This window comes from Amycolatopsis australiensis, from assembly GCF_900119165.1.
GTDB classification, from domain to species: Bacteria; Actinomycetota; Actinomycetes; order Mycobacteriales; family Pseudonocardiaceae; genus Amycolatopsis; species Amycolatopsis australiensis.
The window spans coordinates 7,939,908-7,956,259 of sequence record NZ_FPJG01000006.1 but is presented as its reverse complement, the minus strand read 5'-3'; the positions used below and the strand labels follow the sequence as shown (position 1 = coordinate 7,956,259).

Annotated in this window: 12 protein-coding genes, 2 rRNA genes and 1 pseudogene; 5 read left to right on the top strand and 10 right to left on the bottom strand. The window is 67.9% G+C overall.

The features are described 5' to 3' along the window. Positions 1-203 precede the first annotated feature (203 nt). Positions 204-3,320 (top strand): 23S ribosomal RNA (locus BT341_RS37955). Between the two features lie 68 nt (positions 3,321-3,388). Next, positions 3,389-3,505, top strand: a 5S ribosomal RNA gene (gene rrf, locus BT341_RS37950). 526 nt (positions 3,506-4,031) lie between these two features. On the opposite strand, the gene BT341_RS37945 is transcribed toward rrf, so the two are convergent. Both BT341_RS37945 and BT341_RS37940 read right to left on the bottom strand, forming a co-directional pair. Beyond that, positions 4,032-5,243: a L,D-transpeptidase gene (locus tag BT341_RS37945; RefSeq protein ID WP_177328994.1), complete on the bottom strand. Its 1,212-nt coding sequence runs from the start codon at positions 5,241-5,243 to the stop codon at positions 4,032-4,034. A gap of 103 nt (positions 5,244-5,346) precedes the next feature. After that, positions 5,347-6,216: a patatin-like phospholipase family protein gene (locus BT341_RS37940; RefSeq protein ID WP_072480815.1), complete on the bottom strand. Its 870-nt coding sequence runs from the start codon at positions 6,214-6,216 to the stop codon at positions 5,347-5,349. Between BT341_RS37940 and BT341_RS37935 the strand changes: the two are divergent. After that, a pseudogene (locus BT341_RS37935) lies at positions 6,137-7,138 on the top strand (LysR family transcriptional regulator); the annotation flags it as partial. The gene BT341_RS37940 and the pseudogene BT341_RS37935 overlap by 80 nt on opposite strands. A 96-nt stretch (positions 7,139-7,234) precedes the next feature. On the opposite strand, the gene BT341_RS47120 reads toward BT341_RS37935, so the two are convergent. The 4 genes from BT341_RS47120 to BT341_RS37915 are packed head-to-tail and all read right to left on the bottom strand — an operon-like array spanning position 7,235 to position 10,445. Further along, entirely contained in the window at positions 7,235-7,882 is a 648-nt protein-coding gene (locus tag BT341_RS47120) for a DedA family protein (protein WP_072480813.1), read from the bottom strand. A gap of 45 nt (positions 7,883-7,927) precedes the next feature. Continuing rightward, complete coding sequence (gene lipA / locus BT341_RS37925) at positions 7,928-8,929, bottom strand: lipoyl synthase (protein ID WP_072480812.1); 1,002 nt, start codon at positions 8,927-8,929, stop codon at positions 7,928-7,930. Positions 8,930-8,954: 25 nt separating this feature from the next. Further along, positions 8,955-9,905 carry an oxidoreductase gene (locus tag BT341_RS37920; protein WP_072480811.1) on the bottom strand — a complete coding sequence of 317 codons (951 nt, stop codon included), beginning with the start codon at positions 9,903-9,905 and terminating at the stop codon, positions 8,955-8,957. Positions 9,906-9,923: 18 nt separating this feature from the next. After that, the gene (locus tag BT341_RS37915; protein WP_072480810.1) at positions 9,924-10,445 is read right to left on the bottom strand and encodes a hypothetical protein; all 522 of its coding nucleotides are present in this window, start codon (positions 10,443-10,445) and stop codon (positions 9,924-9,926) included. Positions 10,446-10,576: 131 nt separating this feature from the next. Between BT341_RS37915 and BT341_RS37910 the strand changes: the two genes are divergently transcribed. Both BT341_RS37910 and BT341_RS37905 read left to right on the top strand, forming a co-directional pair. Continuing rightward, positions 10,577-11,188: a TetR/AcrR family transcriptional regulator gene (locus BT341_RS37910; protein WP_072480809.1), complete on the top strand. Its 612-nt coding sequence runs from the start codon at positions 10,577-10,579 to the stop codon at positions 11,186-11,188. A gap of 5 nt (positions 11,189-11,193) precedes the next feature. Beyond that, positions 11,194-12,129 (top strand): LLM class F420-dependent oxidoreductase, encoded by a 936-nt coding sequence (locus tag BT341_RS37905; protein ID WP_072480808.1) that lies wholly within the window; start codon positions 11,194-11,196, stop codon positions 12,127-12,129. Between the two features lie 57 nt (positions 12,130-12,186). Here the strand turns inward: BT341_RS37905 and lipB are convergent, their stop codons facing one another. The 4 genes from lipB to sucB form a co-directional block, all read right to left on the bottom strand. Then, on the bottom strand, positions 12,187-12,930 hold the full coding sequence (lipB, locus tag BT341_RS37900) for a lipoyl(octanoyl) transferase LipB (protein ID WP_072480807.1): 744 nt from the start codon (positions 12,928-12,930) through the stop codon (positions 12,187-12,189). Then, positions 12,927-13,550, bottom strand: coding sequence for a phosphatase PAP2 family protein (locus tag BT341_RS37895; RefSeq protein WP_072480806.1), 624 nt, complete (start codon positions 13,548-13,550; stop codon positions 12,927-12,929). Before BT341_RS37895 ends, lipB begins: the two co-directional genes overlap by 4 nt. Then, complete coding sequence (locus BT341_RS37890; RefSeq protein WP_072480805.1) at positions 13,547-14,422, bottom strand: TIGR01777 family oxidoreductase; 876 nt, start codon at positions 14,420-14,422, stop codon at positions 13,547-13,549. Before BT341_RS37890 ends, BT341_RS37895 begins: the two co-directional genes overlap by 4 nt. A gap of 97 nt (positions 14,423-14,519) precedes the next feature. Then, on the bottom strand, positions 14,520-16,301 hold the full coding sequence (gene sucB, locus BT341_RS37885) for a 2-oxoglutarate dehydrogenase, E2 component, dihydrolipoamide succinyltransferase (protein WP_072480804.1): 1,782 nt from the start codon (positions 16,299-16,301) through the stop codon (positions 14,520-14,522). Positions 16,302-16,352 lie beyond the last annotated feature (51 nt).

Sequence of the window (16,352 nt, the reverse complement as noted above, 5' to 3'; positions counted from 1 at the left end):
TGGTTATGGTCATGGCTGGTGGGCAATGCTCGCGGTAGTACTGATCTTCGGATCGTGGAACCTGTGGCCGGCGCCCGGAGCGGTGGTTGTTCATGAAGCACACTGTTGGGTCCTGAGGCAACACGCCGCAGGGCTATCGCCCTAGGGACGTTTGTTTCTGGTGTGGTGTTTGAGAACTGTAGAGTGGATGCGAGCATCTTTGTGGTCAAGTTGTTAAGGGCACATGGTGGATGTCTTGGCTTCAGGAGCCGATGAAGGACGTGGGAGGCTGCGATATGCCTCGGGGAGCTGTCAACCGAGCTGTGATCCGAGGATTTCCGAATGGGGAAACCCAGCACCAGTGATGTGGTGTTACCCGCACCTGAATATATAGGGTGTGTGGAGGGAACGCGGGGAAGTGAAACATCTCAGTACCCGTAGGAAGAGAAAACAACCGTGATTCCGTGAGTAGTGGCGAGCGAAAGCGGATGAGGCTAAACCGTTTGCATGTCAAGCTGTCAGGCGTTGTGCAGGCGGTGTTGTGGGACCCAGCGTCGAGGATCTGACAGTCCTCGGAATGATCACGTGTGTTAGTGGAACCGTTTGGGATGGCGGGCCGGAGTGGGTGAGAGCCCCGTACGCGAAAACGCATTGTTGGTTGTTTGTTTGGTGTTCCCGAGTAGCAGCGAGCTCGTGGAATTTGCTGTGAATCTGCCGGGACCACCCGGTAAGCCTAAATACTTCCTGAAGACCGATAGCGGACGAGTACCGTGAGGGAAAGATGAAAAGTACCCCGGGAGGGGAGTGAAAGAGTACCTGAAACCGTGTGCCTACAAGCCGTCAGAGCCTTTGGGTGATGGCGTGCCTTTTGAAGAATGAGCCTGCGAGTTAGTGCTGCGTGGCGAGGTTAACCCGTGTGGGGTAGCCGTAGCGAAAGCGAGTCTGAATAGGGCGTTTGAGTCGCGTGGTCTAGACCCGAAGCGGGGTGATCTACCCATGGCCAGGGTGAAGCGTCGGTAAGACGTCGTGGAGGCCCGAACCCACCAGGGTTGAAAACCTGGGGGATGAGCTGTGGGTAGGGGTGAAAGGCCAATCAAACTCCGTGATAGCTGGTTCTCCCCGAAATGCATTTAGGTGCAGCGTCACGTGTTTCTCTGCGGGGGTAGAGCTACTGGATGGTCTAGGGGCCTTACCGGGTTACCGAAATCAACCAAACTCCGAATACCGTAGTGTGAGAGCGTGGCAGTGAGACGGCGGGGGATAAGCTTCGTCGTCGAGAGGGAAACAGCCCAGAACACCAGCTAAGGCCCCTAAGTGTGTGCTCAGTGGGAAAGGATGTGGGATTGCCCAGACAACCAGGAGGTTGGCTTAGAAGCAGCCACCCTTGAAAGAGTGCGTAATAGCTCACTGGTCAAGTGGTCCTGCGCCGACAATGTAGCGGGGCTTAAGCACACCGCCGAAGCTGTGTCATTCGCACAATACATCGGCTCAGCTCCTTGAGGGTTGTGTCTAGTGGTGTGGATGGGTAGGGGAGCGTCCTGCATCCAGGGAAGCCGCCGCGGAAGCGAGTGGTGGAGGGTGTGGGAGTGAGAATGCAGGCATGAGTAGCGAATGCAGAGTGAGAAACTCTGCCGCCGGATGACCAAGGGTTCCTGGGCCAGGCTAATCCGCCCAGGGTAAGTCGGGACCTAAGGCGAGGCCGACAGGCGTAGTCGATGGACAACGGGTTGATATTCCCGTACCCGAGCATGTGCGCCCATGACGAGGCGTTTGATACTAACCACCCAAAGCCGGCGCGGAAGTCTTCGGATGGAAGTGTCGTGTGGAGCGTGGGACCTGATTTCGTAGTAGTCAAGCGATGGGGTGACGCAGGAAGGTAGCTCCGCCAGGCGATGGTTGTCCTGGTGTAAGCGTGTAGGCTGGAACATAGGTAAATCCGTGTTCCATGAGGCTGAGACGTGATGCGTAGCCGTTTGAGGCGAAGTAGAGTGATCCTATGCTGCCGAGAAAAGCCTCTAGTGAGTGCATGCACGGCCCGTACCCCAAACCAACACAGGTGGTCAGGTAGAGAATACCAAGGCGATCGGGTGAACTGTGGTTAAGGAACTCGGCAAAATGCCCCCGTAACTTCGGGAGAAGGGGGGCCAAACACCTTGAAGCCTTTTTCGGGCTAGGGGTGGGTGGCCGCAGAGACCAGCGGAAAGCGACTGTTTACTAAAAACACAGGTCCATGCGAAGTCGCAAGACGATGTATATGGACTGACGCCTGCCCGGTGCTGGAACGTTAAGAGGACCGGTTAACTCCTTCGGGGGTGAAGCTGAGAATTTAAGCGCCAGTAAACGGCGGTGGTAACTATAACCATCCTAAGGTAGCGAAATTCCTTGTCGGGTAAGTTCCGACCTGCACGAATGGCGTAACGACTTTCCGGCTGTCTCAACCACAGGCCCGGCGAAATTGCACTACGAGTAAAGATGCTCGTTACGCGCGGCAGGACGGAAAGACCCCGGGACCTTTACTATAGTTTGGTATTGGTTTTCGGTTCGGCTTGTGTAGGATAGGTGGGAGACTGTGAAGCTGCAACGCTAGTTGTGGTGGAGTCGTTGTTGAAATACCACTCTGGTCGAATTGGGAATCTGAACCTCGGGCCATGATCTGGTTCAGGGACAGTGCCTGATGGGTAGTTTAACTGGGGCGGTTGCCTCCTAAAGAGTAACGGAGGCGCCCAAAGGTTCCCTCAGCCTGGTTGGCAATCAGGTGTTGAGTGCAAGTGCACAAGGGAGCTTGACTGTGAGACAGACATGTCGAGCAGGGACGAAAGTCGGGACTAGTGATCCGGCACCTCCTGGTGGAAGGGGTGTCGCTCAACGGATAAAAGGTACCCCGGGGATAACAGGCTGATCTTGCCCAAGAGTCCATATCGACGGCATGGTTTGGCACCTCGATGTCGGCTCGTCGCATCCTGGGGCCGGAGTAGGTCCCAAGGGTTGGGCTGTTCGCCCATTAAAGCGGCACGCGAGCTGGGTTTAGAACGTCGTGAGACAGTTCGGTCCCTATCCGCCGCGCGCGTAGGATACTTGAGGAAGGCTGTCCCTAGTACGAGAGGACCGGGACGGACGAACCTCTGGTGTGCCAGTTGTTCCGCCAGGGGCATGGCTGGTTGGCCACGTTCGGAAGGGATAACCGCTGAAGGCATCTAAGCGGGAAGCCTGTTCCAAGATGAGGTATCCCACCCTTTGTGGGTTAAGGCCCCCAAGAGACCATTGGGTTGATAGGCCAGAGATGGAAGCACAGTAATGTGTTGTCGAGTTGACTGGTACTAATAGGCCGAGGACTTGCCTACGAAGATGTTACGCATCCACTCTACAGCTCTGAAACACCACACCGGGTGTGTGTGTTGTTTCGTAGTGTTTCGGTGGTTATAGCGTCAGGGAAACGCCCGGTCCCATTCCGAACCCGGAAGCTAAGCCTGACAGCGCCGATGGTACTGCAACCGAAGGGTTGTGGGAGAGTAGGACACCGCCGAACTCAACATGAGAAGAAGGGGCCTGGGCCCGGTCGAGACTCGAGTCTCCCGGCCCAGGCCCCTTTTTTCATGGCCCCCCAGACGCTAGCCGGCAGGTAGGGGGCGTGGCGTCGGCCCAATCACGCGAGCCGCCCCGCCAAGCCCGCGGGCGACGGTCGCGGCACGCCAGCCGACGACCTAGGTACGCGAACTACCCCTCGGGGCACGCGGGCGGAGATGCCTACCGAGGCGCGCGAGCTGTGCCGCAAGGCGCACGGGTCCGGCTCGGTGCACGGGGGTTCGGCTGGGCGCATACGGTCCGGCTCGGCGCACCGGGTCGGGTTCGGTGCCACAGGAATCGGCTCCGCGCACCCCGTCCGGCTTGGCGCACGGGGTCCGGCTGGGCGCACTTGGAGTTCCGGCCAAGCCCACCGGGCGCCAGCAGATCTCGCGCGCCTGAAGATCGACACCCGCGCTTGAGGCGCCTACACAATCCCTAGCACAAAAAAGGGGCCAGGAGCCGAAGCTCCTGGCCCCTCGAGCCACGTCCTACTTCAACGCCGAGCCGGCCTGCCAGTCCGCCCAGGACTTCGACCAGTCGCCGTACAGGTCCCAGACCGGCAGCTGCGGGCCGCCCGAATTGGTCACCTCCACGACGTCACCCAGGCCCATGTTCTGGAAGAACCACTGCGCGTTCGCGTCGTTCAGGTTGATGCACCCGTGCGAGACGTTCGAATTGCCCTGCTGCCCCACGCTGTTCGGGTTCTCGTGGACGAACTCGCCGTCGTTCGAGATGCGCTCCGACCACTTCTCGTTCGACCGGTACGCCTTCGGGTCCGGTGGGCAGACGCCGTACGTGCACGAGTCCATCGTGTAGTTCGCCTGCTTGTCCGAAATGACGTGCGCGCCGAGATGAGTCGGCGTCGCGTCCTTGCCCATCGAGATCGGCATGGACTTCACCATCTCGCCGTTGTGGAAGATCTGCATCTGCTCGCTGTTCCCGTCCGCCTTCGCGATCCAGGAATCGTGCACCTTGTACGTCTCGGTCCGGTCCTCGGCGCCGAACACGCCGTTTCCGAAATCGACGCCGTAGATCTTCGCCGTCACCTTCAGCGTGGTGCCGGCCTTCCAGTACTCCTTCGGCCGGTAGTGGACGTTCGAATCGTCGATCCAGTACCAGCTGCCCTCCTGCTTCGGCGTCGACTCCACCGTCAGGGCCTTCTCGACCGCCGCCTTGTTCTTCACCGCGATCTTGCCGAAGCTGAACACGATCGGCTGGCCGACGCCGACGCCCGTGCTCGCCACCGCCGACGGCGCCGGGATCAGGTTGGCGTTCGCCTGCTTCTTCGGCGCGATCGTGCTGATCTGGTTGTCCTGCTCGATCGGCTTCCCGTCGGCGCCCTGGGCGTGCGCGACGATCTTGTACGTCACGCCGTAGCCGAGCGGCTCGGTCGTCGTCCAGCTCGCCCCGTCCGCGGCGAGCTTGCCGGCCACCTTGTTCCCCTTGGCGGTGTTCGTCACCGTCACGTCGAGGAGCTTCCCGTTGGCCGCCTTGACCACGATCGGCGTCGCCGGGTTGACGCCGGTGCCGCCCGCGGGCTCGAACGTCACGGCGACCGGGGTCACGGACGGCGACGCCGACCCGGACGCGGGCGCCCCACCGGCGGGCGAACCACCGTCGTCACCGGACGAGCAGGCGGAAAGCAGCAGTGCTCCGGCGAGGATTCCGGCCACCGAAAGTAAAATCTTCTTGGGGAGCATATTGTCTCTTTTTGGGAATTGGGATCGGCGGGCATTCGTCATCAAAACTACGCGATAGCGATGACGTTCTTCCCGGCGGATCGGTGCACCGACGTGACGTGGATCACTTGACGACGAGCCCCGGTGCCCCGTAAAGACCGGGTCCGTCCACGGAAATCCCGGCCAGGTACTCGCGTGCGGCCGCGTACGCCTCGTCCGCCAGCGCTTCCGTGTGCCCGAAATCCAGCGGGTTCACACGTACCGGCGCCGGTCCCGGCAGGTACAGCACCGGCACCTGCGCGGCCGCGAGCGGTGCTTCCAGCACGGCCTGGTTCCGCATGCTGATCATCGCGGTGAACATCATCACCTCGGCGAACGTCTTCGGCGCACCCGGCATCTTCCCGGGGAACGCGCAGTCGAGCACCACCAGCGACTTCGCCCCCATGGCGAGCGCCTGGCGCATCGGCACGTTGGCGACGAGCCCGCCGTCGTACAGCAGCCGCCCTTCGTGCTCCACGGGCGGGAAGATGCCCGGGATCGCGCAGCTCGCCAGCAGCGGCTCGAGCAGCCGCCCGGACCGGATCAGCAGCGGCTCGGCCGTGTCGACCTGTGTCGTGACGACGCCCAGCGGCAGCGCCAGGTCCTCGAACCGCGTCTCGGCGCCGACGTGGTCGGCGATGATCCCCGTCAGGCCGCTGTTGGGGAACAGGTGCGTCTTGCTCTGCGTCAGCGTCCGGACGCGGCTCAGCACGCCACCGGGGAACGCTTCGGCCCGCGTCATGTGCGCCCAGATGCCGTGCAGCCGCGCCAAAGTGTCGTCGCCGGGCAGCGCGAGCACGGCGGCGTTCAGCGACCCGACCGACGTGCCGGCCACCAGGTCCGGCGTGAGCCCGGCCTCGCCGAGCGCGCGCAGCATGCCGACCTGCATGGCGCCGAGGCTGCCGCCACCGCCGAGGACGAAGCCGACCGGCCGGGGAAGATCCGCGAGACTCATACCGCCGAATGTAGTAAGCCCGACTTTCGCAGGTCGTGCCGGCCGCGAAGACGGCGTTAGCCTGCGACGTGTGGCCGAGCTGGAGCTGCGCCATCTCAGGGCCGTCCGCGCCGTCGCGGACGGCGGCAGCGTGAGCCGTGCCGCCACCGTCCTCGGCGTCACCCAGCCGGCGCTCACCGCGCAGCTCAAGCGGATCGAGCGGATCCTCGGCGGCGAGCTGTTCGTCCGCGGCCGCACCGGCGTGCGCCCGACCGAACTCGGCCGGTTCGTGCTGGCCCGCGCCGAAGCGCTGCTGTCCGACATGCAGGCCCTCGTCGCCTCCGCCCGCCGGCACGGCGAAAGCGGACCCGGCAGCCTGCGGATCGGGTACGTGCCGCTGCTCATCATCGGCCGGTTCATCGAAGAGCTGGGGGAACTGGACCTCGACGTCCGGACGTACGCCGAGCCGGCGTCGCTGACCCTGCTCAAGCTGCTTTCGACCGGCCGCGTCGACGTCGCGCTGCTGGAACGCTTCGACGGCACAGAAGCACACCACTTCGCCGGGCTGGCCGTGCGGACGCTGGCCACCGAGCCGATCTTCGTCGGGGTCGCGCGCGGGCATCCGGCGATCCGCGACGGCGTCGTCGACCTCGCCGATCTGGCCGGCTGTGACTGGATCCTGCCGCCCCCGCCCGAGAACTGCGTGCGCGTCCGGTTCCTGCAGGCGTGCGCGGCCGCCGGGTTCACGCCGCGCGTGCGGCACTTCACGTCCGAGGCGGGAACGGCGGGCACGCTGATCGCCCAAGGCGCGGTCTGTCTCGCGCAAGCGGCTTCGGCGCCGCCGCCGGGACTGCTCGCGTTGCCGCTGAACGGCGATCCGCTGTGGACGACGTTGTTGTTCGCCACCCGCGAGGACGACGCCGGTACGCCGACCACCGAGCAGGTGTTCCGGTGCGCGGAAGTCGCGTATGCCGCGTCACGGCAACGGAATCCGCATTTCGCGCGGTGGCTCAGTGACCATCCGCGAAGCGAACCGGGCTCAGGGGACTCGTTCCGGTTCACGCTCCGCGACCGCCACGGCTTTGCGCTTCTTCCAGCGCAGCAAGGAGAACACGCCCACCGCCGCGAGGGCCGCCACCACGATCAGGCCGCCCGTGTTGAGGGCGCCTTCGATGCGCTTGGCCGCTTCGCCCAGTGCGGCGCCGATGCCGATGTGGACCAGTGACCAGCAGAACGCTCCGGCGGCCGCCGCGGGCAGGAAGCGGCGGAACGGCAGTCCCGACGTCCCGGCGGCGGCCGGGGTCAGCGTGCGGATCACCGGCAGGAAGCGGGCGAAGAACACCGCCCACGTGCCCCGGCGTTGCAGCACCGCCGTTGCCTTGTCCCACGCGTCTTGGCCGTACTTGCGGATCAGCTTCGTCTCGCGCAGCCGGGGGCCGAAGCGGCGGCCGATCGCGTAGCCGAGTGCGTCGCCGGCCGTCGCGCAGACCGTCACGACCGCCCACAGCACGAGGAAGCGGGCGACCGTGTTCGCCGTTGTCGCCGCGATGAGCAGGCCCGATTCGCCCGGGGCGAGGAACCCCAGCCCGATGGTGCATTCGGCGAAGACGAGACCGCCGGTCGCCGCGACGAGCCCCGGTTCCGGGAGTCCTTGCAACCAGCCGAGGAGGTCCGAAACCAGGGCCATGCGACCCACTTTACCGATCCTTTAAGGATGGTGGGGTGACGCGCGTCACCGGGCGAGCAGCGATGCGGCTTCTTGCGCGGCCGGGCCCTGGTCGGCGAGGTGGGCCAGGTTTTCCGGCAGTTCTTCCCCGCGGTGGGCCTTGGTCTGGGCGTAAAGCCGGCCCGCGCGGTAGGACGACCGCACCAGCGGACCCGCCATCACACCGGCGAAGCCCATCGCCTCGGCGGCCTGGGAGTGCTCGACGAACTCCTCCGGCTTCACCCACCGATCCACCGGATGATGCCGCGGCGACGGACGCAGATACTGCGTGATCGTCAAGATCTCGCACCCCGCGACCACCAGGTCCCGCATCGCAGGGGCGACCTCCTCGGGGGTTTCGCCCATGCCCAGGATCAGGTTCGACTTCGTCACCAGCCCCGCCTCACGCGCCTTGGTGATGACCTCCAACGACCGCGCATACCGGAACCCCGGACGGATCCGCTTGAAAATCCGCGGCACCGTCTCCACGTTGTGGGCCAGCACCTCGGGCCGCGACCCGAAGACCTCGGCCAGCTGCGCAGGGTCGGCGTTGAAGTCCGGGATCAGCAGCTCGACGCCGGTGCCCGGGTTCAGCTCGTGGATCTGCCGCACCGTCTCGGCATATAGCCACGCACCACCGTCTTCCAGGTCGTCCCGCGCGACGCCGGTGACCGTCGAGTACCGCAACCCCATCGCCTGCACCGACTCCGCGACCTTCCGCGGCTCGGTGCGGTCCAGAGCAGCAGGTTTCCCCGTGTCGATCTGACAGAAGTCGCACCGCCGCGTGCACTGATCCCCACCGATCAGGAACGTGGCCTCACGATCCTCCCAGCACTCGTAAATGTTGGGACAACCCGCCTCTTCACACACCGTGTGCAGACCCTCACGGCGCACCAGACCCTTGAGTTCGGTGAACTCCGGACCCATCCGCACCCGCGTCTTGATCCACGACGGCTTCTTCTCGATCGGCGTCTCGCTGTTGCGGACTTCCAGACGCAGCAGCTTCCGGCCTTCAGGCGCAGCACTCACGCCCTCAACCGTACGCCCGTCCGGGCTAAGCCGGGTCGGGGGTGACGCCGGTCAGCTCGGCCGTCAGCTCCCACAACGCGGAGCCCAGCGACTCGCTGCGGGCGGCGGCCAGCGTCGGCACCCGGGCCGGGTGCCCGCGCAGGTTCCCGAGGCCCCGCGGGGCGAAGTACGAGCCGCCTTCGACGCCGTCCGCCGTGGCCGCGTACAGCTGCGGCAGCGCGCCGACGCGGGTGCTCTGGGCGAAGAGGGCTTCGCCGATCCGGTGGCCGCCGGCCAGGACCGCGCGCACCACCGGGTTCGAGTAGGACCGCGCCATGCCGCTGCCGAGACCCGTCGCGGTGTACCCGGGGTGGGCGGCGACGCTGAGGACGTCCGAACCGGCCGCCCGCAGGCGCCGGTCCAGCTCGACGGCGAACACCTGGTTCGCGAGCTTCGACTGCCCGTACGCGGCGGCCGGGTTGTAGCGGCGGTGCTCGGCATTCGGGTCGTCGAGGTGGATCCGTGCGCCGGTCGCGGCGAGGCTCGACAACGTGACGACCCGGGCGTGCTTCCCGCCGCGCAGGGCGGGCATCAGCAGCCACGTCAGCGCCGCGTGCCCGAGGTAGTTGGTGCCCAACTGCAGCTCGAAGCCGTCGGCGGTGCGGCCGCGGGCGGTCGCCATCACGCCGGCGTTGTTGACCAGGACGTCGAGCGCGTCGCCGGTCAGCTCGCGAGCTCGCGCGGCGGCCGCGCGCACCGAGGCGAGCTCGCTCAGGTCCAGTGGGACGAGCTCGGGCCGGGCGCCCGCGGCGGCCGCCTTGACGATGTCCAGTGCCTTCGCCCCGCGTTCGGGGGAACGGCAGGCGAGGAGCACGCGAGCCCCCTTGCCCGCGAGCACCTCGGCGGTGCGCAGCCCGAGCCCCGAGTTGGCCCCGGTGACCAGCATGGTCCGGCCGGTCTGGTCGGGGATGTCGGCGTCGGTCCAGCGCTCGTTCATGCGCCTACTCAATCGCGTTTACGCACTCGGCGCGAGCAGGCGCCACAGGTGTCCCATGACGGGACGGCGGCGGGCGGGTTCCTCGCGGCTCGTGCGCAGCAGCGCTTCGAACGCGCGACCCACCTTGACGATCTCTTCGCCCGGTTCGCGCGGGTCGGCCAGTCCCGCCGTGACGGCGAGCATCCGCAGCTCGCTCTCGTGCATCCGGCGCAGCGACGCGTACCGCTCGAGGCCGCCGTCCAGCACCGCGCGCAGCGTTTCGTGCTCCTCGAAGGTGGCCCGCCAGGCGCGGGTGACCGCGTCGACGTGGTCGCCGAGACCGTCGGCGCCGTCCGGGTCGGTGACCTCCGCGCGGAGCCGGCCGGTCAGCACCTGTGTCCACTTGTACTGCAGGGCCAGCAGGACGTTCTCCTCGGTGCCGAAGTGCTCTTCGGCACCGGGGACCTCGTCGAGCGGCAGCGGCGCGGCCGGGTTGCGGCCGGCCAGGCGGACGGTGGCTTCGAGGATTTCCTGACGTCGGTAGAAGTCGGTCCAGCTCATCGTGTGGCTCCCCTTCCGTGGCCCGGGTCATACCGCGGGTTTGCGGCATACTCCCGGTACGGACCTGACACGGCGAACATACCATGAGTACGGAGAGATCCTCCGGGCGTAAAGTTGTGAAGGTGGCGACAATGAGGTCCAGACGGCTCGACTACTCGGAGTCGACGCGGTCCGCGCTGGTCGACAGCGCGGTCGAACTGTTCACCAAACGCGGTTACGCGGGTACCTCGCTCGACGAGATCGCCAAACGCGCGCGGGTCACCAAAGGCGCGCTGTACCACCACTTCAGCGGTAAGCAGTCGCTCTTCGAAGCCGCGTTCGACCAGGTGGAAAGCGTCGTCTACGACCGGCTGGACAAGATCGTGAACGGCGACGGCACGCCGTGGGAGCGCGCCCTCGGCGGCCTCAACGCGTTCATCCGCGCCTGCCTCGACCCCGCCTACCAGCGGATCGCCATCCACGAGGCACCGGTCGTCATGGGCTGGGAGCGCTGGCGCGAAGCCGAGGAGCGGTGCAGCTTCGGGCTCGTGCGCTCCGGCCTGCAGTCGCTGATCGACGCGGGCGAGGTCGAGCCGGTGCCGGTCGAGGTCACCGCGCGGCTGCTGTTCGGCGCGCTGTCGAGCGCGGCGACCGAAATCGCCGGCTCGCCCGACCCGAAGAAGGTCGGCGCCGAGATCGAGGACGTCATCGTCCGCATGCTGGTACGGCTGCGGCGCACGGAGCCCGACGTCTCTATAGGCTGATCTTCGTGGACTTGAGGATCTTCACCGAGCCCCAGCAGGGGGCCAGCTACGACGACCTGCTGCGCGTCGCCAAGGCGACCGAAGCCGCCGGGTACGACGCCTTCTTCCGCAGCGACCACTACCTGAAGATGGGCTCGGCCGACGGCCTGCCCGGCCCGACCGACGCGTGGATCACCCTCGCCGGCCTGGCCCGCGAGACCAGCCGCATCCGGCTCGGGACGCTCGTCACGGCGGCGACGTTCCGCCACCCCGGCCCGCTGGCCATCTCCGTCGCCCAGGTCGACCGGATGTCCGGCGGCCGCGTCGAATTCGGCCTCGGCTCGGGCTGGTACGACGCCGAGCACGAGGCGTACGGCCTCACGCTGCCGCCGCTGAAGGAACGCTTCGACCGCTACGCCGAGCAGCTCGAGATCGTCACCGGGCTGTGGAAGACGCCGGTCGGGTCGACGTATTCCTTCGAGGGCGAGTACTACCGCCTCGTCGATTCGCCGGCCCTGCCGAAGCCCGCGCAGTCGCCGGCCCCGCCGGTGATCGTCGGCGGCCAGGGCAAGAAGCGCACCCCGGCGCTCGCGGCGCGGTTCGCCGACGAGTTCAACCTGCCGTTCGTGGACGCCGAGACCGCGGCGGCGCAGTTCGCCCGCGTCGACGCGGCGGCCGGGGAGATCGGCCGCGACCCCAAGGAGATCCTGCGGTCGGTCGCGCTCGTCGTCGCGGTGGGCCGCACCGAGGAGGAGGTCGCGCGGCGGGCGTCGGTCATCGGGCGGGACGTCGCCGAGCTGCGGGCGAACGGCCTGGCGGGGACACCCGCGGAGGTCGTCGACCGGATCGGGCAGTGGCGCGAAAAGACCGGCATCACGCGGCTGTACCTGCAGCTGCTGGATCTCTCGGACCTCGACCAGATCGACCTGATCGCCGCCGAGGTGGCCCCTCGGCTGGACTGACCAGCGGCCGTGGATGCCACATTCACGGACAGCGTGTCCGTGAATGTGGCATCCACGTCAGTTCTGCAGGGCGAAGGTGACGCCGGGGGCCTTCGGGGCCTCCGGGCGGGGCAGCCAGCGGTCCTCGCTCACCGGCAGCTCGCCTTCCAGCGCCGCCAGGACCGCGTCGCGGGCCAGCGGCAGCACTGCCTCGACCGTGACGTCGCGCTGCAGCTCGTACGACAGGGACGTCACGCCCGCGTCGCGGATGCCGCACGGCACGATCGTGTCGAACGCCGACAGGTCCGCGTTGCAGTTCAGCTCGAAGCCGTGCATCGTCACGCCGCGCTGGACGCGGATGCCGATCGCCGCGATCTTGCGCTCGATGCCGCGGTCGTCGGCCGGGATCCACACGCCGCTGCGGCCCTCCACCCGGCCGCTGTGCACGCCCAGCTGGTCGCACACGTGGATCAGCGCTTCCTCCAGCCGCCGCACGTAGTGGACGACGTCGATCGGGTCGCCGAGCTTGACGATCGGGTAGCCGACCAGCTGGCCGGGGCCGTGCCAGGTGATCTTGCCGCCACGGTCGACGTCGATCACCGGCGTGCCGTCGGTGGGGCGGTCGGCGGGCTCGGTGCGTTTGCCCGCGGTGTACACGGAGGGGTGCTCCAGCAGGAGCATCGTGTCCGGCGCGGTGCCGTCGGCGCGGGCGGTGAGACAGCTCCGCTGGAGCTCCCAGGCTTCGGTGTAGTCGATCGTGCCGAGCTCCCGGACGTCGACGGGCTCGGTGCTGGCGCGGCAGGAAGTGCGGGAAGAACTCACCCGTCGAGGCTACGCCCGTCACCCGGGGGAAGCAGCCGCAACGCACATGCTGAGAGCAGCCCGACACCGCTCACGGCCAGCACTGCGCCGATCGTGTCCGTCACCCAGTGCACGCCCAGCACGACGCGGCAGGCCGCCGACAGCACGGTGGCCACGGCGACCCCCGCGGCCACCCGGCGGACCAGCCGCGGCCACAGCCACGCGCACAGCAGGAGCAGGACGAACCCGGTGCTCGCCACCGACACGACGTGCCCGCTCGGATAGCTCAGATCCGGATAGTCACGCGGGCGTTCGCGCACGAAGACGGGCTTGAACACCAGGCTGGTCAGCCGGCACAGCAGCAGCACGGCGGCGAGCCGCACGCACAGCCCGAAGTGCTCGCGGCGGCGCAACGCCAGCGCCAGCAGCGCGACGCCGAGAATGTAGGGCAGGACCGGGCCGAGCACGTCGCTCCCGGCCTGCGCCACGCGGCCGAGCGGCTCCGCGTACACGCCGTGCAGCGCGTTCGCCACCCGGACGTCGAGGCTCAGCGGGTGCCGCGAGACGCTCAGCCCCAGCAGGACGAACGCCGCGCAGAGCACCACGCCGGCGACGAGCCAGCGCTGCAGCCGGACGCTCATGCGGCGGCGAGCGCGGCGGCCAGGGTCCGGTGCCGGAACTCGTAGCCGGACCGCTCCAGCGCGGCCGGGACCGCCCGCTGCCCGAACAACGCCATCTCCTCACCGGCCTGCCCGAGCACGGCCTTGAGCGCGAACCCGGGCACCCGCCACGGCGCCGGCCGGCCCACGGCCCGCCCGACCGCGCGGGTGAACTCGGCGTTCGTCACCGGGGCCGGCCCGGTCAGGTTCACCGGCCCGGACACGTCGTCGTGCGTCAGCACGTGGACGATCGCGCCGACTTCGTCGTCGAGGGCGATCCACGGCAGGTACTGGCGGCCGTCGCCGAGACGCCCGCCCAGGCCGAGCCGGAACAGCGGACGCAGTGTGCCGTACAGCCCGCCTCGCGCCGAGAGCACCAGCCCGGTCCGGATCTTGACGACGCGCGCGTCGCCCGCGTGCGCCGTCGCCGCTTCCCACGCCTCGCAGAGTTCGGCGAGGAACCCGCGGCCGCGCGGCGCCGATTCGTCCACAATGGACTCCCGCGTGTGGCCGTAGTACCCGACGGCGGACGCGTTGACGAGCACCCCGACACCGTGTTCGGCGACGGCTTCGGCCAGCACCTCGGTCGGCTCGACGCGGCTGTCGGTGAGCTCCTGCTTGCGCATCGCGCTCCACCGGCCGGGGAACAGCCGCCGGCCGCCCAGGTTCACGACGGCGTCGGCACCCTCGAAGGCCCCGGCCGTGATGGTGCCGGACGGCGGGTCCCAGCGGAACTCCGTGGCCGCCCGTGCTTCGCGGCGGACCAGGGTGCGGACCTCGTGGCCTTCGCGCCGCAGGCGCCCGGCCAGCGCCGACCCGATCAGGCCGCTCGCGCCGGCGATGAGTACTCGCATGCGTCGATCGTTGCGCATCCGCTGCGGGCCCGCACGCCCGGCCCGGGAACGGCGAAGGCCGCCACGGGAGTCCCGTGGCGGCCTTCGGCTGCGGTGCTCAGAGGCCGAGCTCGTCCTCGAAGTTGCCTTCTTCCAGACGCTGCTTGATCGTCGTCAGGAAGCGGCCCGCGTCGGCGCCGTCGACCAGGCGGTGGTCGTAGGTCAGCGGCAGGTACACCATGGACCGGATGGCGATCGTGTCGTTGCCGTCGGCGTCGGTGATCACCACCGGGCGCTTGACGACCGCGCCCGTGCCGAGCATGCCCGACTGCGGCTGCACGATGATCGGCGTGTCGAACAGCGCGCCGTTCGAGCCGATGTTCGTGATGGTGAACGTGCCACCGGTCAGCTCGTCCGGCTTGATCTGGCTCGCCCGGGCCCGCGCCGCCAGGTCGGCGATGCGGTGCGCGAGACCGGCCAGGCTCAGCTCGCCCGCGTCGTGGATCACGACCGAGAGGAGGCCCTTCTCGGTGTCCACCGCGATGCCCAGGTGCACGGCGCCGTGGTAGGTGATCTCCTTCGTGTCCTCGTTGTAGGACGCGTTGACGTTCGGGTGCTGCTTGAGCGCCTCGACCGTGGCCTTCGCGAAGAACGGCAGGAACGTCAGGTTGACGCCCTCGCGCTCCTTGAAGGCCGCCTTGGCGCGCTGGCGCAGCTTGGCGATCTTCGTGACGTCGACCTCGTGGACCTGCGTGAGCTGCGCGGAGACCTGCAGCGACTCGCGGGTCTTGGTCGCCGTGATCTGGCGGATCCGGCTGGCCTTCTGGACCGTGCCGCGCAGCGCCTGGATCTCCGGGGAGACCGTGGCGGGACGCGGGGCCGACGGCGCCTGGGCGGCGGCCGGAGCCTGCGCGGCCGGCGCCGCGGGGGCCGGGGCCTGCTGCTTCTGCTTCGCCTCGGCCGCGGCCAGGACGTCCTGCTTGCGGATCCGGCCGCCGACACCGCTGCCGGTCAGCGACGCCAGGTCGATGCCGTGCTCGGAGGCCAGCTTGCGGACCAGCGGCGTGACGTACGGGCCGTCCGCCGAGCCGTCCTTCGCCGCGGCGGCCGGAGCCGACTCGGCCGCCTTCGCCGCGGGCGCGGCCTGCGGCTCGGGCTGGGGTTCCGGCTTGGGCTCGGGCTTGGTCTCCTGGACCGGCTCGGGCTTGGGCTCCGGCTTCGGCTCGGGCTTGGGTTCCGGCTTCGGCTCGGGCTCGGCCTCGGCCTTCGGAGCGGCGTTCGCGTCCCCGATCACGGCCAGGACGCCGCCGACCTCGACGGTCTCGTCCTCGCCCGCGCGGATCTCCAGCACCGTGCCCGCCACCGGCGACGGCACCTCGGTGTCGACCTTGTCGGTCGAGATCTCGAGCAACGGCTCGTCGACCTCGACGGTGTCGCCGACCTGCTTAAGCCACCGGGTGACGGTGCCTTCGGTGACGCTCTCGCCCAGCTCGGGCAGCTTCACCTCGGTGCCTTCGCCGCCCGACGCCGGCGCGGTGTCCGGCTTGCTCGGCGCGCTGTCCTCGGCCCGCGGCGCGGACTCCTGCTGCTGCGGCTCCGGCTCGGGCTGCTGCTCCTCCTGCGCCGGGGCGTTGCCCGAGCCGGACTCGGGCACGCCGCCCGAACCGTCGTCGATCACGGCGAGCTCGGCGCCGACCTCGACGGTCTCGTCCTCGGCGGCGCTGATCTTCACGACCGTGCCCGCCACCGGGGAGGGCACCTCGGTGTCGACCTTGTCGGTCGAGATCTCGAGCAACGGCTCGTCGACCTCGACGGTGTCGCCCTCCTGCTTAAGCCACCGGGTGACGGTGCCTTCGGTGACGCTCTCCCCGAGCTCCGGCAATGTGACGGAGTAGGCCATCGTTCGCTGACTCCTCTTCCAAGTTCTGCGTGGTCTGGATTCTGCTGGTGA

Excerpts from the sequence above, each read along its gene's own strand:
- BT341_RS37890 (WP_072480805.1), bottom strand. The coding sequence starts at position 14,422 with ATGCGAGTACTCATCGCCGGCGCGAGCGGCCTGATCGGGTCGGCGCTG.
- BT341_RS37910 (WP_072480809.1), top strand. The coding sequence starts at position 10,577 with ATGAGGTCCAGACGGCTCGACTACTCGGAGTCGACGCGGTCCGCGCTG.
- BT341_RS37915 (WP_072480810.1), bottom strand. The coding sequence starts at position 10,445 with ATGAGCTGGACCGACTTCTACCGACGTCAGGAAATCCTCGAAGCCACC.
- BT341_RS47120 (WP_072480813.1), bottom strand. The coding sequence starts at position 7,882 with ATGGCCCTGGTTTCGGACCTCCTCGGCTGGTTGCAAGGACTCCCGGAA.
- BT341_RS37895 (WP_072480806.1), bottom strand. The coding sequence starts at position 13,550 with ATGAGCGTCCGGCTGCAGCGCTGGCTCGTCGCCGGCGTGGTGCTCTGC.
- BT341_RS37945 (WP_177328994.1), bottom strand. The coding sequence starts at position 5,243 with ATGCTCCCCAAGAAGATTTTACTTTCGGTGGCCGGAATCCTCGCCGGA.
- sucB (WP_072480804.1), bottom strand. The coding sequence starts at position 16,301 with ATGGCCTACTCCGTCACATTGCCGGAGCTCGGGGAGAGCGTCACCGAA.
- BT341_RS37920 (WP_072480811.1), bottom strand. The coding sequence starts at position 9,905 with ATGAACGAGCGCTGGACCGACGCCGACATCCCCGACCAGACCGGCCGG.
- BT341_RS37940 (WP_072480815.1), bottom strand. The coding sequence starts at position 6,216 with ATGAGTCTCGCGGATCTTCCCCGGCCGGTCGGCTTCGTCCTCGGCGGT.